This window comes from Marinobacter sp. CHS3-4 (assembly GCF_030053415.1).
Lineage (GTDB): Bacteria > Pseudomonadota > Gammaproteobacteria > Pseudomonadales > Oleiphilaceae > Marinobacter.
The window spans coordinates 159,907-183,506 of sequence record NZ_JASGBJ010000004.1 but is presented as its reverse complement, the minus strand read 5'-3'; the positions used below and the strand labels follow the sequence as shown (position 1 = coordinate 183,506).

General features: G+C 56.0%; 26 protein-coding genes. 7 read left to right on the top strand and 19 right to left on the bottom strand.

Translation table 11 applies throughout. The features are described 5' to 3' along the window. Window positions 1–52: 52 nt before the first annotated feature. Both QLQ17_RS16200 and QLQ17_RS16195 read left to right on the top strand, forming a co-directional pair. On the top strand, window positions 53–427 hold the full coding sequence (locus tag QLQ17_RS16200) for a hypothetical protein (RefSeq protein ID WP_283210651.1): 375 nt from the start codon (window positions 53–55) through the stop codon (window positions 425–427). A 44-nt stretch (window positions 428–471) separates the two neighbouring features. Further along, entirely contained in the window at window positions 472–876 is a 405-nt protein-coding gene (locus QLQ17_RS16195; RefSeq protein ID WP_283210650.1) for a type IV pilin protein, read from the top strand. A gap of 35 nt (window positions 877–911) precedes the next feature. On the opposite strand, the gene ispH is transcribed toward QLQ17_RS16195, so the two are convergent. The 6 genes from ispH to murJ are packed head-to-tail and all read right to left on the bottom strand — an operon-like array spanning window position 912 to window position 8,387. Next, complete coding sequence (gene ispH / locus QLQ17_RS16190) at window positions 912–1,865, bottom strand: 4-hydroxy-3-methylbut-2-enyl diphosphate reductase (protein WP_283210649.1); 954 nt, start codon at window positions 1,863–1,865, stop codon at window positions 912–914. Between the two features lie 47 nt (window positions 1,866–1,912). After that, window positions 1,913–2,365 carry an FKBP-type peptidyl-prolyl cis-trans isomerase gene (fkpB, locus tag QLQ17_RS16185; RefSeq protein WP_283210648.1) on the bottom strand — a complete coding sequence of 151 codons (453 nt, stop codon included), beginning with the start codon at window positions 2,363–2,365 and terminating at the stop codon, window positions 1,913–1,915. Window positions 2,366–2,383: 18 nt separating this feature from the next. Continuing rightward, window positions 2,384–2,890, bottom strand: a complete 507-nt coding sequence (gene lspA / locus QLQ17_RS16180) for a signal peptidase II (RefSeq protein WP_283210647.1) — start codon at window positions 2,888–2,890, stop codon at window positions 2,384–2,386. A gap of 25 nt (window positions 2,891–2,915) precedes the next feature. Beyond that, a complete protein-coding gene (gene ileS / locus QLQ17_RS16175) occupies window positions 2,916–5,735 on the bottom strand; it encodes an isoleucine--tRNA ligase (protein ID WP_283210646.1) in 2,820 nt (939 codons plus the stop codon). A 35-nt stretch (window positions 5,736–5,770) separates the two neighbouring features. Beyond that, window positions 5,771–6,742: a bifunctional riboflavin kinase/FAD synthetase gene (gene ribF, locus QLQ17_RS16170; RefSeq protein WP_283210645.1), complete on the bottom strand. Its 972-nt coding sequence runs from the start codon at window positions 6,740–6,742 to the stop codon at window positions 5,771–5,773. A 49-nt stretch (window positions 6,743–6,791) separates the two neighbouring features. Further along, entirely contained in the window at window positions 6,792–8,387 is a 1,596-nt protein-coding gene (murJ, locus tag QLQ17_RS16165; protein WP_283210644.1) for a murein biosynthesis integral membrane protein MurJ, read from the bottom strand. Between the two features lie 238 nt (window positions 8,388–8,625). On the opposite strand from murJ, the gene rpsT reads away from it, so the two are divergent. Further along, the gene (gene rpsT / locus QLQ17_RS16160; RefSeq protein ID WP_283210643.1) at window positions 8,626–8,895 is read left to right on the top strand and encodes a 30S ribosomal protein S20; all 270 of its coding nucleotides are present in this window, start codon (window positions 8,626–8,628) and stop codon (window positions 8,893–8,895) included. A gap of 70 nt (window positions 8,896–8,965) precedes the next feature. Here rpsT and proB read toward each other — a convergent pair whose 3' ends face one another. From proB to rplU, 4 genes are all read right to left on the bottom strand, one after another. Next, entirely contained in the window at window positions 8,966–10,090 is a 1,125-nt protein-coding gene (gene proB / locus QLQ17_RS16155) for a glutamate 5-kinase (RefSeq protein ID WP_283210642.1), read from the bottom strand. A 164-nt stretch (window positions 10,091–10,254) separates the two neighbouring features. Next, entirely contained in the window at window positions 10,255–11,448 is a 1,194-nt protein-coding gene (cgtA, locus tag QLQ17_RS16150) for an Obg family GTPase CgtA (RefSeq protein WP_283210641.1), read from the bottom strand. A gap of 136 nt (window positions 11,449–11,584) precedes the next feature. Next, window positions 11,585–11,845, bottom strand: coding sequence for a 50S ribosomal protein L27 (gene rpmA / locus QLQ17_RS16145; RefSeq protein ID WP_150914565.1), 261 nt, complete (start codon window positions 11,843–11,845; stop codon window positions 11,585–11,587). Window positions 11,846–11,880: 35 nt separating this feature from the next. After that, on the bottom strand, window positions 11,881–12,192 hold the full coding sequence (gene rplU, locus QLQ17_RS16140) for a 50S ribosomal protein L21 (protein WP_283210640.1): 312 nt from the start codon (window positions 12,190–12,192) through the stop codon (window positions 11,881–11,883). Window positions 12,193–12,434: 242 nt separating this feature from the next. Here rplU and ispB point away from each other — a divergent pair, with 242 nt between their 5' ends. After that, window positions 12,435–13,403 (top strand): octaprenyl diphosphate synthase, encoded by a 969-nt coding sequence (gene ispB, locus QLQ17_RS16135; RefSeq protein WP_283210639.1) that lies wholly within the window; start codon window positions 12,435–12,437, stop codon window positions 13,401–13,403. Window positions 13,404–13,424: 21 nt separating this feature from the next. Here the strand turns inward: ispB and QLQ17_RS16130 are convergent, their stop codons facing one another. Continuing rightward, a complete protein-coding gene (locus tag QLQ17_RS16130) occupies window positions 13,425–14,423 on the bottom strand; it encodes a glutathione S-transferase family protein (protein WP_283210638.1) in 999 nt (332 codons plus the stop codon). Window positions 14,424–14,531: 108 nt separating this feature from the next. Here QLQ17_RS16130 and QLQ17_RS16125 point away from each other — a divergent pair, with 108 nt between their 5' ends. Beyond that, window positions 14,532–15,440, top strand: coding sequence for a LysR substrate-binding domain-containing protein (locus QLQ17_RS16125; protein WP_283210637.1), 909 nt, complete (start codon window positions 14,532–14,534; stop codon window positions 15,438–15,440). A gap of 121 nt (window positions 15,441–15,561) precedes the next feature. After that, window positions 15,562–17,091, top strand: coding sequence for a wax ester/triacylglycerol synthase family O-acyltransferase (locus tag QLQ17_RS16120; RefSeq protein ID WP_283210636.1), 1,530 nt, complete (start codon window positions 15,562–15,564; stop codon window positions 17,089–17,091). 19 nt (window positions 17,092–17,110) lie between these two features. Here QLQ17_RS16120 and QLQ17_RS16115 read toward each other — a convergent pair whose 3' ends face one another. Then, window positions 17,111–17,785: a DUF2057 family protein gene (locus QLQ17_RS16115; RefSeq protein WP_283210635.1), complete on the bottom strand. Its 675-nt coding sequence runs from the start codon at window positions 17,783–17,785 to the stop codon at window positions 17,111–17,113. Between the two features lie 278 nt (window positions 17,786–18,063). On the opposite strand from QLQ17_RS16115, the gene QLQ17_RS16110 reads away from it, so the two are divergent. Continuing rightward, complete coding sequence (locus QLQ17_RS16110) at window positions 18,064–18,267, top strand: DUF6316 family protein (RefSeq protein ID WP_283210634.1); 204 nt, start codon at window positions 18,064–18,066, stop codon at window positions 18,265–18,267. Between the two features lie 30 nt (window positions 18,268–18,297). Here the strand turns inward: QLQ17_RS16110 and QLQ17_RS16105 are convergent, their stop codons facing one another. The 7 genes from QLQ17_RS16105 to nrdR all read right to left on the bottom strand — a co-directional run bounded on the left by QLQ17_RS16105 (window position 18,298) and on the right by nrdR (window position 23,593). Next, entirely contained in the window at window positions 18,298–18,825 is a 528-nt protein-coding gene (locus QLQ17_RS16105) for a phosphatidylglycerophosphatase A family protein (protein WP_283210633.1), read from the bottom strand. After that, on the bottom strand, window positions 18,822–19,769 hold the full coding sequence (gene thiL / locus QLQ17_RS16100; protein ID WP_283210673.1) for a thiamine-phosphate kinase: 948 nt from the start codon (window positions 19,767–19,769) through the stop codon (window positions 18,822–18,824). Before thiL ends, QLQ17_RS16105 begins: the two co-directional genes overlap by 4 nt. Before the next feature lie 3 nt (window positions 19,770–19,772). After that, window positions 19,773–20,249, bottom strand: coding sequence for a transcription antitermination factor NusB (nusB, locus tag QLQ17_RS16095; protein ID WP_283210632.1), 477 nt, complete (start codon window positions 20,247–20,249; stop codon window positions 19,773–19,775). Then, window positions 20,249–20,725: a 6,7-dimethyl-8-ribityllumazine synthase gene (gene ribH, locus QLQ17_RS16090; protein WP_283210631.1), complete on the bottom strand. Its 477-nt coding sequence runs from the start codon at window positions 20,723–20,725 to the stop codon at window positions 20,249–20,251. The genes nusB and ribH overlap by 1 nt, the downstream gene beginning before the upstream one ends. Window positions 20,726–20,778: 53 nt before the next feature. Continuing rightward, window positions 20,779–21,894: a bifunctional 3,4-dihydroxy-2-butanone-4-phosphate synthase/GTP cyclohydrolase II gene (gene ribBA / locus QLQ17_RS16085; RefSeq protein ID WP_283210630.1), complete on the bottom strand. Its 1,116-nt coding sequence runs from the start codon at window positions 21,892–21,894 to the stop codon at window positions 20,779–20,781. Window positions 21,895–21,962: 68 nt separating this feature from the next. Further along, complete coding sequence (ribD, locus tag QLQ17_RS16080; RefSeq protein WP_283210629.1) at window positions 21,963–23,078, bottom strand: bifunctional diaminohydroxyphosphoribosylaminopyrimidine deaminase/5-amino-6-(5-phosphoribosylamino)uracil reductase RibD; 1,116 nt, start codon at window positions 23,076–23,078, stop codon at window positions 21,963–21,965. Next, window positions 23,075–23,593, bottom strand: a complete 519-nt coding sequence (gene nrdR, locus QLQ17_RS16075; protein ID WP_283210628.1) for a transcriptional regulator NrdR — start codon at window positions 23,591–23,593, stop codon at window positions 23,075–23,077. The genes ribD and nrdR overlap by 4 nt, the downstream gene beginning before the upstream one ends. Window positions 23,594–23,600: the final 7 nt, after the last annotated feature.

Sequence of the window (23,600 nt, the reverse complement as noted above, 5' to 3'; positions counted from 1 at the left end):
TCTGCAGCAAGCCTCATGAAATGCGTTAAACGGTATAAACAGGTAAATCGCTATGGAAACTTACTTTGATCCCAAGGCTTACATTGCCCGCATGGCCACCGCCCTGCTCCGTATCGCCGCCATCGTCACCATCGTTATCGCTGCCAGCCCCCTGGCAGCGGAGGAGATCGCAGATGGCGGTGTACTGACAACTGAGCAGACAAGCTATCAGGGTACGATTAACTCGGTTCACGCCGACAGCTTCAAAATCGTTGTCGACGACCGGGCCTTTGTTCTCGCCCGTAACCTGCGCATATCGGACACGTCCTGGTCGCGGGAGCAGGCCGTTCTGAAACTCAGTGCAGGACAGCGAGTTACACTCGGCCTCGGTGGAATCAGTGAAGACGATTCGTCGTTGCGGGTCGTTCAAAGCATAACGGCTTACTAGGCCAGAACTAATCGACGAAAGAAAAAGCCAAAGGAAGCATCATTTTGAAATTACAAAACCAAAAAGGCTTTACGCTGATCGAGGTCATAATCGTTATGGCCATTGTCGGCATTCTTGCGGCAATCGCTTTTCCGCTATACGACGGCCAGGTCAAGACAACACGTCGAACGACGGCTCAATCCGACCTGATGGAGCTGTCGCAATGGATGGAAAGGCGCTATTCGAATGGGTTTGATTACCGGGATGCATCAGGCGATCCGCCAACTCTGCCTTTCACAGAATCACCCCAGACGGGCAGCGCGTCCTACAACATCGGTTTAGCCGGCGTGGCAAGGGACACGTATACACTGCAAGCCGTTCCAACGGGCGAACAAGCAAATGATGACTGCGGGACGCTCACCCTGGACGAACAGGGCAATCGCGGCGCGGATGAAGCTGATTGCTGGTAACGCCGGGCCTTAGCCTTTATTGACGCCGTTGATTCTCAACTGACCTCAACGGCGTCTATCCGCAACTCACGAGGCATAGAGAAAACAATATTCTCCTCCCGCCCTTTCACTTCCTCGGGCAAGTCCCCGCCGAGTTCCTGGAGCCGGGCAATCACATCATTCACCAGCACTTCGGGCGCAGACGCCCCGGCAGTAACCCCCACCGATCGTTTGTTTTCCAACCACTGGGGATCGATCTGTGTGGCCTCGTCAATCAGGTAAGCGGGCGTGCCCATCCGCTCGGCAAGTTCCCTCAGACGGTTTGAATTGGAGCTGTTCGGTGAGCCAACCACGAGCATCAGGTCACAATCGCCAGCCAGCTGTTTAACGGCATCCTGCCGGTTCTGGGTGGCATAGCAGATATCGTCCTTGCGCGGCCCCTGAATCTCGGGGAAGGTTGTGCGCAGAGCATCGATTACGCGTGCCGTGTCGTCCATGGACAGTGTGGTCTGCGTGACATAAGAAAGCTTCGAAGGGTCTTTTACCTGCAGGTTGGCAACGTCTTTCTCGTCCTCCACCAGGTAAATCTCGCCGCCATTACTGCGATCGTATTGCCCCATGGTACCTTCCACTTCTGGATGTCCCTGGTGGCCGATCAGCACGCACTCGCGGCCCTCGCGGCTGTATTTCATGACTTCCAGATGTACTTTGGTCACCAGCGGGCAAGTGGCGTCAAACACCTTCAAACCACGGCGGGCGGCTTCATTCTGAACCGCCTGGGACACGCCGTGGGCACTGAAAATGACCAGCTTGTCATCCGGCACTTCTTCCAGCTCATCGACGAAAATAGCGCCACGATTCCGAAGGTTATCGACCACAAACTTGTTATGCACTACCTCGTGACGCACGTAAATCGGCGCGCCGAACACATCCAGGGCGCGGTTGACGATCTCGATAGCGCGATCAACACCGGCACAAAAGCCACGGGGATTTGCGAGTCGGATCTGCATAAACTTGCCCTGCGATATTGCTTGATTGAATTGCTCTAAACGATGCGTTAATGCGCTGCCCCAACGGGCTCCACATCAATGATCTCAACTTCGAACGTCAGTGTACGCCCCGCCAGTGGGTGATTAAAGTCCACCTCGACCTGGTCTCCCTCAACGTGGCTGACCACGCCCGGCAACTCACTTTGCCGCGCATCGGCAAACGAAATCATGACGCCTTTTTCCAGCACCATATCAGCGCTGAATTCACTGCGTTTGAACGTCTGAACGTTGCTGGGGTTGTGCTGACCAAAGGCTTTCTCCGGCGGCACCTCAAAGCTGTTGCGCTCGCCAGCTTTCATGCCCATCAGATAGGCTTCAAAGTTCTCAGGCAGATTGTCATCGCCAATTTCGAGCGTGGCCGGCTCTTTTTCAAACGTAGAATCAATTACTTCGCCGTCGCTGAACTTCAGGGCGAAATGGAGGGTTACCCGGGTTTGCTGGTCAATAGGGAGTTCTTTCATGGTTGCACACTCCGGAAATCAGTCAGTGGACGACTTCGATTCGCCCGACTGACGGAAAATATCAATGATCATCATGCCTGCACCGATGGTGATGGCGGTGTCGGCGATGTTGAAGGCGGGAAAGTGGTAATCGCTCCAATAGAAATGAAGGAAATCCACCACATAACCATGGACAACGCGGTCGTACACGTTTCCCAGGGCGCCGCCCATAATCAATACGATGGCAATCGCCGACCAGGTTTCCGACGGCTTTAGTGATTTAAGCCAACGGAAAAGAACAACACTGACAACCGCAGCCAGCGTGATAAAGAACCAGCGCTGCCAACCTGACTCGCCCGCAAGGAAACTGAACGCCGCGCCGGTATTATGCAGCAACGTCAGATTGAACATAGGCATCACCGGCACGGGTTCGGCGTAGGTCAACAGCGCTGTAGCCATGGCTTTCGTGCCAAGATCCAGCACGACAACCAACCCTGCGAGCCACAGCCATCGCAGTTTCGAGCCCGCAGATTCTTCCTGACTCACCGGCATCTCCGACACGTTTTGAACATCAGGCAAACGAACGCGCCTCGCCTTCGCCCTCAACATTGCTGACACAGCGACCGCAAAGATCGCTGTAGGTCTGGCTTTCGCCCACGTCAGCGCGGTGATGCCAGCAACGCTCACATTTCGCGTGGCTGGTCGGCGTCACCTTGACCAGCAAACCGTCGACACCAGACTGTTCTGCACCCTCGGCGTCAGACAGCGGTCTCACCGTCGCTTCAGAGGTAATCAGTACGAAACGGAGCTCTTCGCCCAGACGATTCAAATCACTGGCCAGCGATTCCTCGCAGTACAGAGTGACCTCTGAACTCAGCGAGCCTTTGATCTCGCCACGGCCGCGCGCTGCTTCCAGGCATTTGTTGACGGCCTCTTTTACACCGTAGATCCTCGCCCAGTAATCGCGACCCTGCTCAAGGTTGTCCGGAAGCGCAGTCAGGCCCTGATACCAGGTTTCATAGAAGACGGTGTCGCCGCGCTCACCTGGCAGGTGTTGCCAGATTTCGTCGGCGGTAAAGCTCAGGATCGGCGAAATCCAGCGCACCAATGCTTCAGCCACATGGAACAATGCGGTCTGGCAGGAGCGGCGCTCTCGGCTATCGGCTTTGGTGGTGTACTGGCGATCTTTGATGATATCCAGGTAAAAGCCGCCCAGAGTCGCCTCGCAGAAGTTGTATACCTTCTGATAGATTTTCAGAAACGCGTAGTTCCGATAATCCTCGTCCAGTTCCTCTTGCAGGCGCAACGTCTTATCCAACATCCAGCGGTCAAGAGCAATCATCTCCTCGGGGGCAAGCGCATGCTGTGAAGGTTCAAACCCGGTCAGATTGCTCAACAAGAATCGCGCAGTATTGCGGATTCGACGGTAACCGTCGGCCGTCTGTTTGAGGATGTCCTTGGACACCGTCATCTCGCCGCTGTAGTCAGTCGCCGCCACCCACAGGCGCAGGATATCTGCACCCAGTTCGTTCATCACTTCCTGGGGTGCAATCACGTTACCGAGGGACTTGGACATCTTCCGGCCATTGCCATCCACCGTAAAGCCGTGAGTCAGCACCTCTTTATAAGGCGCCACACCGTTCATGGCGATGGACGTCTTCAGCGACGATTGGAACCAGCCACGATGCTGGTCCGAGCCTTCCAGGTACATGTCTGCCGGGAACTGCCCCAGCTCTTCACGCGGTCTCAGTACAGACTCATGGGTCACCCCCGAATCGAACCACACGTCGAGCGTGTCGGTGACCTTGTCGTACTGATCGGCGTCTTCGCCCAGCAGTTCAGACGCATCCAGCTCGTACCAGGCATCGATACCGTCTTTTTCGATGTATTTGGCAACCGCTTCAATCAGGTTCTGGGTATCCGGGTGCAGCTCCTGAGTTTCTTTATGGATAAACAGGGTGATCGGTACGCCCCAGGTACGCTGGCGCGAGATACACCAGTCCGGAGACTGCTTGAACATCGCTTCAATACGATTCTGACCCCACGCTGGCACCCAGCGGACGCCCTTAATCGCTTCCAGCGCGTCATCACGCAGGTTTTCTTTGTCCATGCTGATAAACCACTGCGGCGTGGCGCGGTAGATCAGTGGCGTTTTGGTTCGCCAGCAATGGGGATAGCTGTGGCTGAACTTCTCGGCTCGAACCAGCTTGCCCTCACGCTCGAGCGCAGAGCAGACAGGGTCATCGGCTTTATACACATGCACACCGGCGAATTCACCGGCAGCCTGGGTGTACGTACCGTCGGCCTTCACGAGGCTGAGCGTGCCAATGTCGTAGGCCTTGCCGACTTCAAAATCCTCTACACCATGGTCCGGCGCCGTATGGACAGCCCCCGTACCCGCGTCGGTTGACACGTGATCACCCAGAATGACCGGAACCTGCTTGTCATAGATCGGATGATGCAGCATGACCTTTTCCAGGCTCTCACCCGACGTTGACCCGAGCACGGAATAGTCTTCGACGCTCCAGCGGGCCATGATGCCCTCTACCATATCGGCAGCCAGCACCAGTCGCTCCGGGCCGTGACCGACATCTGCCTGAACCAGGGCATAGTCCAGCTCGGCGTTCAGTGACACCGCCTGGTTGGCCGGAATGGTCCAGGGCGTGGTGGTCCAGATGACCAGGGAAACATCGCCCTGTCCTTCGGACGTACCAAACAGATCCAGCACCTTTGCCTGATCGACTGCGGTGAAGCGCACGTCAATCTGAACAGATGTTTTGTCCTGATATTCCACTTCCGCTTCTGCCAGAGCCGACTGGCCGACCACACTCCAGTAAACCGGTTTGAAGCCACGAACCAGATGCCCCTTCGCAACGATCTTACCCAGCGCGCGGACGATGCCTGCTTCCACCTGCGGATCCATGGTCAGGTAGGGCTTATCCCACTCCCCCATGACGCCAAGGCGGATAAAATCTTCTTTCTGGCCAGCGATCTGTTTGGTGGCATAGTCGCGACAGGCCTGGCGGAAGGTCTTGAAGTCCACCTTCACACCCGCCTTGCCAATTTCCTGCTCGACCTTGTGTTCAATGGGAAGACCATGACAGTCCCACCCCGGCACGTAAGGGGCGTCATAGCCCATGACACTGCGGGATTTCACAATCATGTCTTTCAGAATCTTGTTAACCGCATGACCGATGTGAATGCTGCCATTCGCGTAGGGAGGGCCATCGTGCAGGATGAACTTCTCCTGCCCCTTGCGCTTGTCGCGCAAATTGCCGTAAACGTTAAGATCCTGCCAACGCTTGAGCATTTCTGGCTCGCGTTTGGCCAGGTTGCCGCGCATCGGGAAAGCGGTCTCGGGCAGATTCAGGGTGTGCTTGTAATCGCTCATGGTCGTTTTGGGTAACTCAGGTTATTAAATGTCGATCAATCGGTATCGGTGGCCGACCCGTGTTTGGCAATCCAGGCCTGCGCATCTTCAAAATCACGGGCAATCTGTTGCTTCAAGTCATCCACCGAATCAAACTTCACCTCGCCCCGGAGGAAATGGCGGAACACCACATCAATTCGCTGGCCGTAAAGTGTGCCAGCAAAATCCAGCAGGTGCACTTCAAGGGAGGGCTGCTTGCCATCCACCGTCGGTCGCAGCCCTATATTCGCCACGCCATCTTCAATTCGGCCGTCGGCCGTGGTCACCGCGACCACGTAAACGCCTCGCAGCGCAGGCATTCGAGGCAACAGGATGTTCGCCGTCGGCGCGCCAATCTGTCTTCCGAGCTGTTTGCCATACACCACTCGGCCGTGAATCCGGTAGCGGTGCCCAAGCAAAGCCTCGGCATCTTCAAGGCGATTCTCTGCGAGCACGTTGCGGATCCGCGTGCTGCTCACCCGGTCACCGGCAACTTCAACCGTTCGGGTGTTTTCAACGCTGAAACCACGTGCTTCACCCACTTCCTTGAGCAAATTGAAATCGCCCGCGCGGTCACAACCAAATCGAAAATCGTCGCCAACAACCAGATGATGCACGCCAAGCCCATCAATCAGCACGTCCTCGATAAAGCCCATGCCGGAATAGCTACGGAATTTATCGTCAAATCGAAGGCAGAGGACGATATCGATGCCGGATTTGAGCAGGGCTTCAAACTTCTGCCGGAAAGGCATCAACCGGGGCGGCGCGTCTTCCCCCTGGAAAAATTCCCGAGGCTGTGGCTCAAACACCATGACCACCGAAGGCACGCCAAGTTCAATGGCTTTTTCGCGTACCTGATCAATGATCGTCTGGTGCCCAAGATGAACGCCATCGAAGTTCCCAATAGTAGCCACACAGCCACGGGATAGCGGCGCATCAGGCTGCTGAGAAAACTGCTTCAGATTGGTCAGGCCCCGAATGAGACGCATGAGAGGCGAACCCTTGATTTCCAGCGGTGAGAAAACCGGCGATTATACCTTATCGGTGGCGGAAATGTCTTACCCGAACACCCAGAGCGGCCAGCGACGCAAAATAAGCTGCCAAGCCCGACGCCACTAGGATCGCCATATCGAATGAGCGCTGATAACCATCAGCGTCAAGCCATTGTTCAAGCGGCGGCTGTAACCAGAGGATAACCCCGGCCAGAGCAGCATTCGCCAAGCCAAGGCGTAGCAAAAACACTGGCCAACCGGATTGCCAACTCCATGCACCTTCTTTGATCAAACCTCGCCACAACAGGCCCGCATTCATCCAGGCGGACAGCGACGTTGCCAACGCCAACCCCGCATGGGCCAGCGGGAAAACAAGGGCCAGATTAAAGGCCATATTCGCCACCATGGCGATTATCCCGATCTTTACCGGTGTTTTCGTATCCTGGCGAGCAAAATAGCCGGGTGCCAGCACCTTGATAAGCATGAAGGCCAGTAAACCCGCCGAGTAGGCCCGCAGGGCATCCCCGGACATCATGACGTCCCGACTGGTCACCTCACCGTAGTAAAACAGCGTGGCTATCAGAGGCTCTGCCAGCAGGGCCAACGCCAGCGCTGCGGGCAAACCAATCAGCAACACCGCTCTTACAGCCCAGTCCAACGTAGCCGCAAACTGATCCGGCGAAGCGTCCGCGTGTTTGCGGGACAAACTGGGCAGAATGACGGTTCCAATTGCAATGCCAAATACGCCGAGCGGCAGCTCAGAGAGCCTATCCGAGTAATAGAGCCAGGACACGCTGCCGGTTTGCAGAAAGGAAGCCAGCACCGTATCCAGCAGCAGGTTGATCTGGCTGACTGATACACCGAACAACGCAGGAAGCATGAGCTTCATGATTCGCTTTACGCCTTCATGCCGGTAATCCACGCGCGGCCGGGGCAGCAAGCCCAGGCGCATCAGAAACGGCAACTGGAAAAAGAGTTGCAGCGCACCGGCGATGAATACGCCCCAGGCCAGTGCGATAACCGGTGTCTCCATCAGGGGCGAAAGAAATATGGCGGCCCCGATCATCGCCAGATTTAACAACACCGGCGTAAACGCCGGCACTGCAAATCGGTCGTAGCTATTGAGAATGGAGCCCGCAAAGGCGGTCAACGAAATCAGAAACAGATAGGGAAACGTTATGCGAAGCATGTCGCTGGCGAGCCCGAATTTCAGCTCATCGCCTACGAATCCGGGCGCAAACAGCGCGGTTAACAACGGCGATCCGATCACCGCAACCAGAGTGACGCCCAGCAGAACAACGCCCAGCGCACCTGCCACGGCATTGACCAGGCGACGGACTTCGGTCAAAGACTCTTGTTGGCGATAAGAAGACAGTACCGGCACGAAGGCCTGCGCAAAGGCTCCTTCAGCGAACAACCGACGCAGAAAATTGGGGATCTTGAAGGCAACGAAGAAGGCGTCGGCACCGGCACCTGCGCCGAAATAACGGGCAATGACCATGTCCCGGACAAGTCCGAGAACGCGGGACAGCATGGTCATGATGCCAACAAGGCCGGACGACCGCAGCAAACCCGGCGGCTTCGGTACTGGTGTTCGTAACTCAGCCTTTTCAGGTTCGGTCGACTGGGGTTCGCGCGGCATAGTCAGCTCGTTTCGGTAAATCCGTAGCCCGTTTCAGGGGCGTCCCTCGAATAAGCGGCGAGTTTATCACAGCCCTTGCGAGGACTCGTATGAGAGACGCATGAAATCGGTTTTAGCCTTGACATTTCGGGGTTGTAGCGGCATAGTTCCGCGTCATTTATTTCGACGCGCTGGTTTGGCGCGCCCGCGATTTTTACGAATCGATTCACAACGAATTTCAGATCTCAGGAGTTTAACGGTGGCAAATTCCCCACAAGCCAAAAAGCGCGCACGTCAGAACGAGAAGAACCGCAAGCACAACGCTAGCCTGCGTTCTATGGCGCGTACTTACATCAAGAAAGTTCAGTCCAACATCGAAGCTGGCAAGGCCGACGAAGCGCAAGCAGCGTTCCTGAAGGCGCAGCCGATCATGGACAGCATGGTCAACAAGGGCATCTTCGCCAAGAACAAGGTTGCCCGCCAGAAGAGTCGTCTGAGCGCTCGCATCAAGGCTCTGAAAAGCGCCTGATTTGCGTAGACGCATGCTGAAGTAAAAAAACCGGCCAATCAGGCCGGTTTTTTTGTATCCCAAGTAACGTTTAGACGATCACTAGGTTGTCTCTGTGGATCATTTCCTCGTCCGAGATATACCCGAGGGCATCCGTGATCTTTTTACTCGACAGGCCGGCGATTGACCGCGCCTCGTTGGCATCGTAATTCACAAGACCGCGAGCAATTTCCTTTCCACTCTCGTCAACACAGGAGACCATTTCACCTCGCCGGAAGTGACCCGCGACGCCTTTGACGCCCACAGGCAAAAGACTGCGACCACCACGGCAAAGCACAGCCACCGCACCCTGGTCGAGAGTCAGCTTGCCACGGGTTTGCAGATGGCTGGCCAGCCATTGTTTGCGAGCCGCAATTCTTCCCTGCTCAGGCAGCAACAGCGTTCCTATGGACTCCCCGTCGCGAAGGCGACTGACGACCTTCTCGATTTTCCCGCCAACGATCACGGTAAATGCCCCCGATCGGGCTGCCAGTCGAGCGGCACGAACCTTGGTCTGCATACCACCCCTTCCTAGCGCTCCCGCACCGCCGCCAGCCATTGCATCCAACTCGGAATCGCTCGCCTGGCGATGTTCTATCAACGCCGCATCCGGGTTCGAGCGCGGATCTTTGTCAAACAGGCCTAACTGATCGGTGAGGATAATCAGCCCATCGGCTTCTATCAGGTTTGTAACCAGAGCGCCGAGAGTGTCGTTATCACCAAACCGGATCTCGTCAGTAACGACTGTGTCGTTCTCGTTAACAATGGGAATAACACCCACGTCGAGCAGAGCCCTCAGCGTGCTCCGCGCATTCAAATAACGCTTGCGATCGGATAAGTCATCGTGGGTGAGCAGAATCTGGGCAGTGTGCAGATCGTGACGCTTGAACTGTGCTTCCCAGGTCTGGACCAGGCCCATCTGCCCTACCGCAGCGGCAGCCTGAAGCTCGTGTAGCTGTTGTGGCCGAACAGTCCAACCCAGCCGGCTCATGCCTTCGGCGACTGAGCCTGAGGAAACCACCACAACCTCAACGCCCTCACCCACCAGTTCGGCAATCTGGTCGACCCACAAACCAAGGGCGGCCACGTCCAGCCCCTTACCCTCATTGGTGAGCAAGGCACTTCCAATTTTCACCACCAGGCGCCTGGCCTGGCGTAGCTGTGTTCTTTGACTCATTGAATTACAGTCCACGGGAGTGGCCGGGCGGGCATCCAATTGCGGGATACGCGGTGAACACACCCCTGTACGCTCGACAAAAACATCCATGTTTTTGACGATCCCTCAATTGGATGCCCGCCCGACCAGCGATACTTCGGTGTTGCCTTCAACTAAGGACTCAACTACTCGGGTGCGTACACCACTTCGACATCGTAATCATCGTCGTCGAAGTCGTCATCGTCGTCTTCTTTTCGGGCGGCTCGTCGTGCCTGCCGATCAGATTCCAGCTTGAGCCTGGCCTCCTCGTCCATCTGGCGACGGCGCTCTGCTTCCTGCTCGGCAAATTCCGGGTTTTCTGCCTCTTCCTGGGCCTGATCCTCGATCCAGCGCATGACCGCCTGAGTCAACGGCTTGGTACCCTCGCCACTCAATGCAGAGATCCAGAATACCGGGCCTTTCCAGCCGAGCTCATCCACGATGGCCTGACAATGGGCCTCGCGATCCGGCTCGGACACCATGTCGACTTTATTCAAAACCAGCCAGCGCTCCCGGCTGGCCAGAGTTTCGCTGAACTTCTCAAGTTCATGCTCGATGGCCCGAACGCTCTCCACAGGTGAGGATCCGTCATACGGCGCCACATCCACAAGGTGCAGGAGCAACCGAGTGCGCACCAGATGCTTGAGGAAACGGATACCCAGGCCAGCGCCTTCAGCGGCACCTTCGATCAGACCCGGAATATCGGCAATGACAAAGCTCTGATGGGCCTGCACACTCACCACACCAAGATTGGGCACCAGAGTAGTGAATGGATAATCCGCCACTTTAGGCTTTGCCGCTGACACCGAACGAATAAAGGTGGATTTGCCCGCATTGGGCATACCCAGCAGACCGACGTCCGCCAGCACTTTCAACTCAAGGCGAAGGTTTCGCAGCTCGCCTTCGGAGCCCTTCGTCGTCTGCCGGGGCGCCCGGTTCACGGAGGACTTGAATCGGGTATTGCCCAGACCATGGAACCCGCACTGTGCCACTTTCAGGCGCTCGCCCGCGTGCGTGAGATCACCCAACACTTCGTGAGTATCCATATCTACAACGGTGGTACCGACAGGTACCGGCAAGACCAGATCCTCACCCTTGGTACCGGTGCAGTTTCGCCCGGATCCAGGCTCGCCATTCTGGGCCTTGTGCTTGCGCTGGAAGCGGTAATCGATGAGCGTATTCAACGCTTCATCCGCCTCCAGGTACACAGAACCACCGTCGCCGCCATCACCGCCGTCCGGGCCGCCTTTGGGGACGTATTTTTCGCGCCGGAAACTCAGACAACCGTGCCCTCCCTTCCCGGCTTCGACAATAATGGTGGCTTCGTCTACAAATTTCATGATTAACCCTTTGCGCCATGCGCATAAACGAAAAAGCCCCGCAGCCTCATTGAAGCATTGCGGGGCTCCGGGCAACTCTGACAGATTATCCTATCAGGGCCACCCAAGGTTCGACAGAACCTGAGATCGCCGCGACTTACGCCGCTGGAACGATGCTCACGAACTTACGGTTGTCGGGACCTTTTACCTCGAACTTGACCTGACCAGTCGCAGTTGCGAACAGGGTGTGGTCTTTGCCAAGGCCTACGTTGTGACCAGCGTGGAAACGAGTACCGCGCTGACGAACAATGATGCTGCCTGCAGGAACAGTCTCACCGCCGTAGCGCTTCACACCAAGTCGTTTCGACTCGGAATCGCGACCGTTACGGGTACTACCTGCTGCCTTTTTATGAGCCATTACAAGCCTCCTTATCTAAGGGGTGTTCCAGAGCCTCAGCCCTTGATACCCGTGATCTTGACTTCAGTAAACCACTGACGGTGGCCCTGACGCTTCATGTGATGCTTACGACGACGGAACTTGATGATCTGAACCTTGTCGTGACGACCGTGGTTAACCACTTCGGCGGTCACTTTGGCACCATCAACAACCGGCGCACCTACCTGAACCTTGTCGCCATCGGCAACCAGCAGAACGCGATCAAACTCAACGCTGCCGCCGGTTTCCACTTCCAGCTTTTCCAGCTTCAGTGTTTCGCCTTCTTTTACGCGATGCTGCTTGCCACCGCTAACAATTACTGCGTACATTCACTTTCTCCGCGATTGACCCATCCCTGCTCTTATCCACCTGGTTCTAAGGGAAGCGCTCTGGCGACCCTATAGCAGGGAGCGCAGGTTGGGATGAGTTGGGCGCGTGATTGTACGAAAAGCGCCAGAGCTTTACAAGCCAAGTTGACACTGATGTGCGCAATACCTAGCATTGCGCAACCTGCCCGATTCACGATGATTTCGCCGTCATAAACAGAACAATAGGGAACCGCAACAGCCGCATGACCGCCCAGCGTATATACGACACCGTCGCGGACGACTTCAGCCGGGTAAACGAGCTGATCATTAAACGCCTGGCCTCGGATGTGCCACTGGTCGAGAAAATCGCCCAGTACATTATTGAAAGCGGCGGAAAGCGGCTCAGGCCACTCCTGGTGCTGCTTTCCAGTCAGGCAGTCGGCTATAAGGAAGACGACCACCTCAAACTGGCTGCCGTCATTGAGTTTCTTCATACCGCCACGCTTTTGCACGATGACGTCGTTGACACCTCGGATCTCCGCCGCGGTCGCAGTACCGCGAATGCCCGCTGGGGTAATGCGCCCAGTGTATTGGTAGGTGATTTCCTGTATGCACGCGCCTTCGAGATGATGGTGGAGTTGCAAAGCCTGCGAATCATGGACGTACTCTCACACGCCACGGCCGTCATCGCCGAAGGCGAAGTGATGCAGTTGATGAACGTGAAGAACCCGGACCTCACCGAAGATCAGTACATGAAGGTTATTCACAACAAGACGGCCATGCTATTCGAAGCTGCATCCCATACCGGCGCGCTGCTGGCCGGCGCTTCACCGGAACAGGAAAAGGGGTTGAGGGACTACGGCAAACACCTGGGCCTGGCTTTTCAGTTGGTGGACGACGTGCTCGACTACAAAGGCAACGCGGAAGACATGGGCAAGAATGTGGGAGACGATCTTGCCGAGGGAAAAACCACCCTGCCATTGATCCATGCCATGAATCACGGCAGCACCGACGAAAAAGAACTGATTCGCCATGCCATTCGGAAAGGCGGCCTGGATGACCTGCCGAAAATACTGGACGTTGTGGATCGCTCCGGCGCGCTTGATTACACCCTGAAACGCGCCAGAGAAGAGGCCCAGGCCGCCCTGAATTGCCTGGACGCTCTTCCTCAATCAGGCTATCGAGAAGCCCTGGTCATGCTCACAGATGTCGCCGTCGCTAGAATCAGCTAACTCGCGGACGACCCTGCTGGTCTAGCTGAAATCGGGCCCCAAACCCTCTCGACCGTGAGCGGATTCAAAATCCAGCGCCGGCCCAACCGGCACAATTTGCGTTGGATTCACAGTCCGCTGGCTTACGTAGTAGTGACGCTTGATCTGATCAATATCAACCGTCTCGGCCACGCCAGGCACTTGATAGAGGTCCCGCACATAACCGGACAGCGCTGGGAAATCAGCAATGCGCTGACGATTGCACTTGAAATGGCTGAAGTACACAGCATCAAAACGAATCAATGTGGTAAACAACCGCCAATCGGCTTCGGTCAACTGATTACCCGCAAGGTAACGCTGCCCTGAAAGTCGTTCTTCGAGCCAATCCAGCGAATCAAAGAGCGCCCCGTAGGCTTCTTCATATTTGTCTTGAGCGGTTGCAAAACCGGCCTTGTACACCCCGTTGTTCACGGTGTGATATACCCGCTCGTTGACTTCGTCGATATCGCCGTGTAACGCTTCCGGGTAGAAATCCAGACCCTTACGCACGCCGTCGAGCCCATCAAAGGCAGAGTTGAACATGCGAATGATATCGGCCGATTCGTTGCTGACAATGGTCTGCTTTTTCGTATCCCACAGCGCCGGAACCGTAACACGCCCCGAATAATTTGGCGCCGCTTTGAGATACACCTCGTACATGAAACGCATACCATTGGCGTGATCGCGGTGTGCTTCCTGTTCTGGCCGGAATTCCCAGCCGTTCTCCACCATGTCCGGGTGAACCACAGAGACCGAAATATGGTCCTGCAAACCCTTGAGCGCCCTGAATATCAACGTCCGATGCGCCCAGGGACACGCCATGGAAACATACAGATGGTAACGACCGGATTCTGCCTGAAACCCTCCTTCGCCATCGGGCCCCGGCGCACCATCGGCGGTGACCCAATTACGGAATCTGGCGGCCTCGCGCTCGAATTTACCACCGGTTTTCGACGTGTCGTACCACTGATCGTGCCATTTGCCGTCTACTAGCAAACCCATAGGGCCTCCGATTAGGGCTGAATAAATGGAAATCACAGGAAGAATACCGGCGACCCTGCTACGCTCTCAAACAATCAATTCTGGCCAACACATTCAGATTATTCGAACATGCATACCGCCATTACTATCGACGCCTTGAAAGTACTTGACGCCATTGATCGCAAGGGCAGCTTTGCCGGCGCCGCAAACGAGCTTTTTCGCGTACCGTCTGCCATCAGCTATACCGTGCAGAAACTGGAAGAAGATCTGAATGTTCCTATCTTCGACCGCACCGGGCACCGCGCATCGCTGACGCCCGCTGGTCGCTACCTGCTTGAGGAGGGTCGGGCCCTTCTGGAAGCTGCCGAAACCCTTGCTCATACCACCCAGCAGGTGGCCAAAGGCTGGGAAACCCGTTTGCGAATCGGTTTCAATTCGATATTGCCTGCGGACTGCCTGTTCGAAGCGGTCCGCGAATTTTACGGACTGGGGGTTCCGGTGGAAGTCCAGTTGGTCGAAGAAGTATTTGCCGGCGCCTGGGATGCCCTGCAGAGCCGACGAATCGACCTGATTGTTGGCGCGGACCAGATGAGCAAGCCTGCCGGCGCTTTTACCACCAGCCCACTGGGAAGGCTGGATTTCGTCTATGCAGTCGCTCCCGACCATCCACTTACCGAGGCCGAGCAACCCCTCACTGAAGCCGATATTGCCCGGTTCCCGGCGGCCGTGGCGGCCGACACATCCCGCTCCCTTCCGCCGGGCAACGCCGGAATTTTCCGACGCCAGCGAACCCTGACCGTTTCCAACATTGATCAGAAGATTGCCATTCAGCGCGCCGGAATGGCTGTGGGTTGGCTGCCAGAACCGCGAGTGCGTGGTTTGCTGAACAGCGGCGAGCTGGTCGCGCTTTCCGTTCACGAGCCCAGGCAACCCATCATGTTGCACCTGGCCCGCCATGCGGAGGATCAGGGCAAGGCATTAATGTGGTTCTGGGAACGCCTGACCGACACCTCAACCATGGCACCCTGGTTGAACTAGCCTGGTTCTTTCCCGATCATGACTCCAGCCAGACCGTAAATCTGGCAAAAGAGCCAACGGAAAAAGCGTCAAGTCGTTTATACTGCCCCAACGCGCATTTTCAGACCGGAGTTCTTTCACTATGCGGCAGCTGTCAGAACTGGACGCCTCTTTTCTCTACCTAGAGTCCGAAACCGCCCCGATGCACATTGGCGGTATCTACCTTTTTGACGCCTCAGAGTGTGAGACCCCGCCGGCGTTCAGTACTTTTGTTGCCTATCTGCGAAGCCGGCTCCACGTGGTGCCCCTTTTTCGGCAACGCCTGAAGGAGATACCCCTGCGGCTGGGGAGGCCTTACTGGATTGATGACCCTGATTTCAGTATCGAACGTCACCTTGCCTATGTGAATCTTGGCGATAACGGTGACCAGAGCAATCTCATGAAGCTGGCATCACGAATACTCGAGCAGCCACTGAAACGGGATCGCCCGCTGTGGCACATCACCTTTGTTGACGGCTTCCGTAATCCGGACCATCCGGAAAATCAGGATGGGTTTGCGCTAATCATCAAGCTGCACCATGCCGCCATCGATGCATTCAGCGGTGAGGAGATCATCGCCAAACTGCTGGAATACGGCCCCACCCCCCGACGCATCGACTCACCCCGCCCATGGACGCCGGGTCCGGCGCCGTCAGATGAGCGGGTCATGCTTCAGGCCGGAGCGAATTTCGTGCGCAAGCCGTTACAGATAACCTCTCTCGCGATGAGCGCTGCCGAGGCCACAGCGCGGGGCATCATTCAGAAACAGATGCGAAAATTGCCACTGCCATTTCCTTTATTTTCGGCGCCTCACAGCCCTTTTAACCGACAGATAACGGCGAATCGCCAGATCGTATCCAGCAACGTGTGCCTGTCGCGCCTGAAAGGCATCAAAGCCACATTGGGCAATGTCACTCTTAACGATGTCGTACTGGGCCTGTGCGCCGAAACACTCAGGCGCTATATGCTGGACCAGGGCATGGAAACGGATCGCTCTCTGGTCGCGATGACACCCATCTCAGTGCGCTCCAGCAGCCTGCGCAAAGCCACAGGCAACCAGATGTCGGCCATGCTGCTGGACCTGGCAACCAATGAACAAGACCCGGCACGTCGGATCCGCCGAATTCACTGGAACGCAGTGGAATCTGAGCCTTACCGCGAAGCGATCGCCGCAGACCGACTGACCGAGCTGCTGCCATCCACCATGCTCGCACTGTCAGCACGACTCTACTCCGAACTGCAAATTGCCCAGCGCTATCAACCGGTATTCAATCTGCCAATCACCAATGTGCCCGGGCCGCAGGTTCCCCTGTATCTCCAGGGAGCCAAGCTCACCCACCAATTCAACACAGCACCCCTGTTTGACAGTATGGGATTGGTTATCGTCGCCGTAAGCTATCAGGGAACGCTGACGCTGAATTTCACACTTTGTCCGGACGTCGTTGCGGGGGGTGAATCACTGAACGCCCTGGTTCATGAAAGCCTGGATGCCATTGAATCTGCAGCAGCGGAAATGACAAATGAGCCGGAAGACTCAGAGATTGATACCGACGCGCACTCCACTCTCATGGACGATGCACTGACATTGATGGAAGGAGCGCTGCGGAAAACGGTCGCCCGTTTTCGCAGCTAAATCAGAAGGTTTTCCAGATCTATTCAAACGCCCAACGCAGAAATTCCCGTTTCTCGTCTTCAGAGGCCTGCCCCCAAAGCGACTTGAGTCGTTCAATTGTCGACCCCGCCTCCACATTTCCTGAATCCGCAGAGCGGCCAGATTCAGGAACCGGGGCTCTCGCCGGAGACTGACGGGCGACCGCCGCTGTCCAGGGCGTAGAGGTAGCCACGACCTGGCCAACCGAATTCGTGACATCCACCGAAAAATCGCTGATTAAAGCCTCTGCCTGCTTTTTGGTTTCGGGCATATCAATGGCAAAACGATAGGTTTCACCTGCTTTTGCGTCGATGGTGACCGACTGTCGTTCTGTTTCAACGACATGGACCTTGGATTCGCCATCATCCACCGCTTCGTGCTTCGACCAGATGGTTTTATGCGTGAACACGATCTGGTTTTTGCCAGGCAAAAGCTCATAGTCCACTTCCAGATCATCCAACAGATAGCTTGCCATTTCCCGGCCATTTACTTCCTTGACCTTGATCGGGCTCGGGGGAGACAGCACGGCAACATTGGCTGCATCCCGGGCATCGCCTTCCCATGTCTGCATCCTGGAAGGGCCGGTACTGCACCCGGAGGCCAGAACAATCGATGCAAGTGCCAGAACGGCAATCCACGTTCGTTCTACATTTAGAATATTCCGACGCCTTTTCATGATATTTTCCTGTTGGCTGGTTTTGAACACACTGGATCGATAGATTTGATAGACAGGCATTCTGACGAGAGCAGAGCATCAGGGCAAGACCAGCCATTTATTCCGCCGAAAACAAGACCAGAACCGGAAACGGGCCGTAAACCATCAAGGTTGCTGAACAAACAAATGTAAAAAAATGTTGAATTCAGCAGAAATTGATTTAATTTTATACAATCAAGCAAGAAATGTCGCAGTGCCCAACATCTGTATATCCAAAGAGGTCGGGCTTAGGAGTAAAAATGGATACGCAACGTCGAACTGGTGAGCAAGGCCCCACCCCATTCCGCAGTAGCCGTTATTTCTGCGTGGGCGGTAAATGGTACTTCACGACCAGGGAAGGTTTTGACAGTGGTCCCTTTGCTTCACGCGAGCGAGCGGAAATCGGGCTCAAGCGATTTTTGCATGTGGTGAAGATGCTTCCCGAGGAACAGCAGATTCACTGACCAGAACCTGCAACTCAACTCAACAACCATTCAGACAATGATCGGAATCAACCACCGGTCAATGGCGAACAGGCTTGCTAGCGCCATAAATCCTGCCAACACATCATCAAACATGATACCCAGGCCACCCGGTAAATGCCTGTCGAACCAACTGATCGGCCAGGGTTTGACGATGTCAAATAAACGAAAAAGAGCGAACGCCATAAAAACACCGTAGACGCTATCCGGAAACAGCCCCAAAGCAATCCACATCCCTACGAATTCGTCCCAGACAATGCCACCATGGTCATGGACTTTGAGATCTTCTGCCGTTTTCCCGCACAGCCAGATGCCCACCAGAAACGCGCTCACAACAACCAACCAGTAAGCCGTTGGCGGCAGCCACACGAACGTAAGCCAGATCGGGATTGCGGCGAGGCTTCCCCAGGTACCGGGCGCTCTGGCAGCGGCTCCGCTACCAAGACCAAAGGCGGCCAGATGCACCGGGTCTTTTAGAAAGCCCGGAGGCAAATTCGGTCCTGTCAGTTTCGGTTCCGTGCGGTCTTCACCTGGATTCATTCAACACTCCCAAAATGATCATAACCAGTCTCATGACCCTCTTCGACGTAACCTTCGAATCCCAGGCCTTCACCGTCGTGAACCCGACCGATGGTCGTTAACTGCTCTCTAATGCATTCCGGCAGACCGGCTAAAGCCGCTTCAGATAGAGTGACGCACAACTCGTAGTCGTCCCCGGAATACAAAGCCAACTCGCGGGCATCGGCGCGCAGAGAGACAAGAGCCTCTGATAAAGGAAGCGTCTCTGGCGCTATTCGTCCTGCAACACCTGAAGCAAGCAACAGATGGCGTAGATCAGACACGAGGCCATCGGAAATATCTATCGCAGCGGTGGCAACGCCCCGAAGTGACTGCCCCAACGCCAGCTTGGGCTCGGGAAAGTGGTATCTGTTCAGAACATCGGCTTGTTCCGGAGTGGGCGACTCCAGGTGCAAAAATTCGAGCGCAGCGCCAGCATCGCCGAGAGTACCTGACACGCAAATCAGATCACCGGATGTCGCGCCCGACCGACGTATTGCGCTTCCAGCGGGGACGGTTCCGTGAACCTGCAGGGTCAGGGCGAGTGGCCCGCGAGTGGTGTCGCCACCGACGAGTGCCAAACCAAACTGTCGGGACGCGTCAGACAAGCCTTTACTAAAGGCGCGCAGCCAATCGACATCAGCCTCTGGCAGGGTCAGCGCAAGGGTAAAGCAAACGGGCGTGGCGCCCATTGCGGCCAGATCACTGGCCGCGGAAGCCAGACTTCGCCAACCCAGTTTTTCCGCAGTGTACTGGTGGGGGAAGTGAATGCCTTCGACCAGAGTGTCCATGGAAAAGACCAGTTCATGGCCTTCCGGAATTGTCTGAATCGCGCAATCGTCGCCTGGGCCCAGCAGAACATCGGGTTTCGCTTCAGCGTTTGCGACTGGATAGAAAAACCGACGAATCAGCTCGAATTCACCCATCATTCAGCGTGGGCGAGTCTCAGCCAAACGCAGGCGATGACCCAGCTTGTCCAGCAGACTGTTGACGAATTTGTGCCCTTCGGTACCGCCAAACTTTTTGGCCATTTCGATACCTTCGTTAATCACCACCCGGTAAGGCACGTCCAGCCGGAACTTGAGTTCATAGGTACCTAGGCGAACGATCGCCAGCTCAATGGGATCAACCTCGTTGATCGGACGCTCCAGAAACGGCTCGATAATACGGTCCAAGGTTTCCTGCTCGCGATGGACACCCCTGAGCAGGTCCCGGAAGTAGGCCGCATCAACTTTGGACATGTCGTTGTCGACCATGAATTCAGATTCAATGTCAGTGATCGAGCTTTTCGAAAAGTGACGCTGATACAGCCCCTGCATCGCAAGCGCTCTGGCCCGGCGACGATCGCCAGCTTTCGGTTGCCCGGACGTTGCAGGCTGTTCTGTGTGTTCGTCAGAGGCGCTCATTAATCACCCAGCTTATTGAACAGACTGACCATCTCCAGTGCGGTAACGGCGGCTTCCGCACCTTTATTACCGGCTTTGGTACCTGAACGCTCGATCGCCTGTTCAATGGAATCCACCGTCAGCACTCCAAAAGTTACTGGCACATTGGTATCCAGACTCACAGCACCAAGACCGCTTGAGGCCTCACCGGCAACGTAGTCGAAGTGTGGCGTTCCGCCCCTGATCACCGCACCCAGGGCGATGATGGCGTCGTAGTTCCCACTCTCGGCAACACGCTTCACAGCCAGCGGCATCTCGTAAGCGCCAGGCACTCGAATCAGGGTAATGTCTGAGTCGGCAATGCCGTGGCGACGCAGAGTATCCAATGCACCTTCAACCAGACTTTCTACAACAAAACCGTTAAAACGGCCAACGACCAGTGCGTAGTGACCACTGCACTGCTTAAAATCACCTTCAATTACTTTTACATCTGCCATGCAAGGCTCCTTCAGTGCGGCGCCACTGGTCTATCAGGCGCCACATGGTTATTTCATTGTGGGCTGTAAGGCACGTACTCCACCACTTCCAGATCAAAGCCGGAAATCGCGGAAAACTTGATCGGTGGGCTCAGCAGGCGCATTTTACCAACGCCCAGATCACGCAGGATCTGCGAGCCTGTTCCTACCGTGAAGTAGACACCGGAACTGCCTTTCGCAGCGGAACCACTGTTCTTCTCGAAAAATTCCTGGATACGATCTTCCAGGTTATAGCTGTCTTCGGCACTGTTGAGAAGCACCACCACGCCCTTGCCCTCAGACGCGACTTTCTCCAGCGCGTGATGCAGCGGCCAGCTGCGAGAATCAGCCCGTCGTGCGCCCAGAAGATCTCTGAGCGTATCCGTAATGTGCACTCGCACCAGGGTCGGCTCTTCGGCCTTTACGTCACCCATCACCATGGCCAGATGGGTAGAACCCTGTACCGTGTCTCGGTAGGTGCGAAGATTGAACACACCGTATTCAGTATCCAGATCATTCTGTTCAACGCACTCAATGGTTCTTTCATTCATGGTGCGGTAGTGGATCAGGTCGGCGATGGTGCCAATCTTCAAGCCATGCTCTTCGGCGAAACGCTCCAGATCTTCGCGCCGGGCCATGGAGCCATCATCGTTCATGATTTCACAGATCACACCGGCGGGTTCAGAGCCTGCCAGCGCCGCCAGATCGCAGGACGCTTCTGTGTGTCCTGCCCGACTGAGAACGCCGCCCGGATCGGACATCAGCGGGAAAATGTGTCCCGGCTGCACCAGGTCGGACGCTTTCGCATCCCGGGCAACAGCGGCCTGCACGGTACGAGCACGGTCGGCGGCAGAAATGCCCGTGGTCACACCTTCAGTGGCCTCGATGGACAGCGTAAACTTGGTACCGAACCCGGAGGCATTGCGCTGCACCATCAAAGGCAAGCCCAGCTGTTCACACCGCTCACGTGTCATCGGCATGCAGATCAACCCACGGCCGAATCGTGCCATGAAATTGATGGCTTCAGGCGTGCAGTATTCTGCCGCCATGACCAGATCGCCTTCGTTCTCACGATCTTCGTCATCCATCAGAATCACCATTTTGCCCTGACGAATGTCCTCTATGATCTCTTCAATGCTGTTCAGTGCCATACTGTGTCAGTACCTTATTGGTCCGCCGCCCAATCATAGGACATCAGCGGGCCATGAATTTGTGCCAGTTAAGCAGGCGCGAGGATCAGCCGTTGATCCACTCCGATCTGACGACGATCAAGCACCTTCCATTGCACTTTATCGGCCATGGATTCCAATGGCAGATGCGCCGTTGGCCTGCCCGTACTCCCCAGGAACACCGGCGCTTGATACAACCAGAGTTCGTCGACCAGTCCTTCGTCGATAAAGGTGCCCGCAAGCGTGGGGCCCGCCTCTACCAGCAATTCATTGATGCCCAGTTCGCCAAGGGAATCCAATAGCTCCCGCAGATCTATGCCGTTTTCCCTCCAGGCCACACCACCGAGACTGATGCCCAGTGCGGCCAGATCCTGAGCCGGCGACGTACTCAGGGTCGGTGATGCGCAGTAAACCTGCACATTGCCGCCGCGCAAAATTTTGGCGGAGGCTGGTGTCCTGGCATCCCTGTCTGCAATAACTCGCAGTGGCTGACGGGAAGGCTCTGTGGCATCGCCGATATCTCCCAGCTCATCCCTACGAACCGTCAATGAGGGGTCGTCCGCCAGCACAGTGCCGACCCCCGTCAGAATGGCGTCACTAATGGCCCTGAGGCGCTGGACATCCTGCCGGGCCTGAGCTCCCGTTATCCACTGGCTTTCGCCAGAGGCCATAGCCGTTCTGCCATCCAGGCTTGCGGCCATTTTCAATCGTACAAACGGCCGCCCGGTGTTCATTCGCTTCATAAAGCCAGGATTGAGGCGCATGGCTTCGTCTGCTAACAATCCAGTGGTCACATGAACGCCTGCATCTCGCAGCATATCCAGGCCTCTGCCGGATACCGACGGATTGGGATCTTCGGTAGCGGCGTGCACCTGCGCCACGCCGGCCTCAACCAGTGCCTTGGCGCAAGGCGGCGTTCGGCCAAAATGGCTGCATGGCTCAAGAGTGACGTAAGCCGTTGCACCGCGGGCATCCGGGCCCGCCTTACTCAGCGCCTGAATTTCTGCGTGGGCTTCACCGGCTCGCTCATGCCAACCTTCGCCAAGAATCCTGTCGCCTTTGGCAATCACGCACCCCACCCTGGGATTCGGGTGCGTGGAATACCGCCCGCGCCACGCAAGCTGCACGGCGCGGGCCATAAAAGCCGTGTCCTGGCGATCTGTCATGCATTGCCCTTGGTTGGCGGTGTGTCGGCCAACACTTTGGCGACATCCACGGGGTCTTCGCCTGAATTTGCAGACAGTCGCTCAATTTCTTCCTTGAACTCGTTAATGTCCTGAAAGCTCCGATACACGGAAGCAAAGCGAACGTAGGCAACCTTATCGAGCTGGCGAAGTTCGGTCATGACTTCTTCGCCGAGGTGCATCGATTTGATTTCGCGCTCGCCCGTAGCCCGGAGACGAAACTTGATACGATTCAGCGACGCTTCGATTTCTTCAATGCTTACCGGGCGCTTTTCCAGCGCCTTCATCAAACCCGACCGGAGTTTCTCCTCGTCAAAGGGCTGGCGAGTCCCGTCTTGCTTAACGACTCTTGGCATCACCAGTTCGGCGGATTCGAAGGTGGTAAACCGCTCCCGACAGGACAGACACTCCCTGCGACGACGCACCTGATCGCCCTCAGCCACCAGCCGAGAATCAATCACCTTGGTATCCGCTTCACCACAGAAAGGACAATGCATAAGTCGG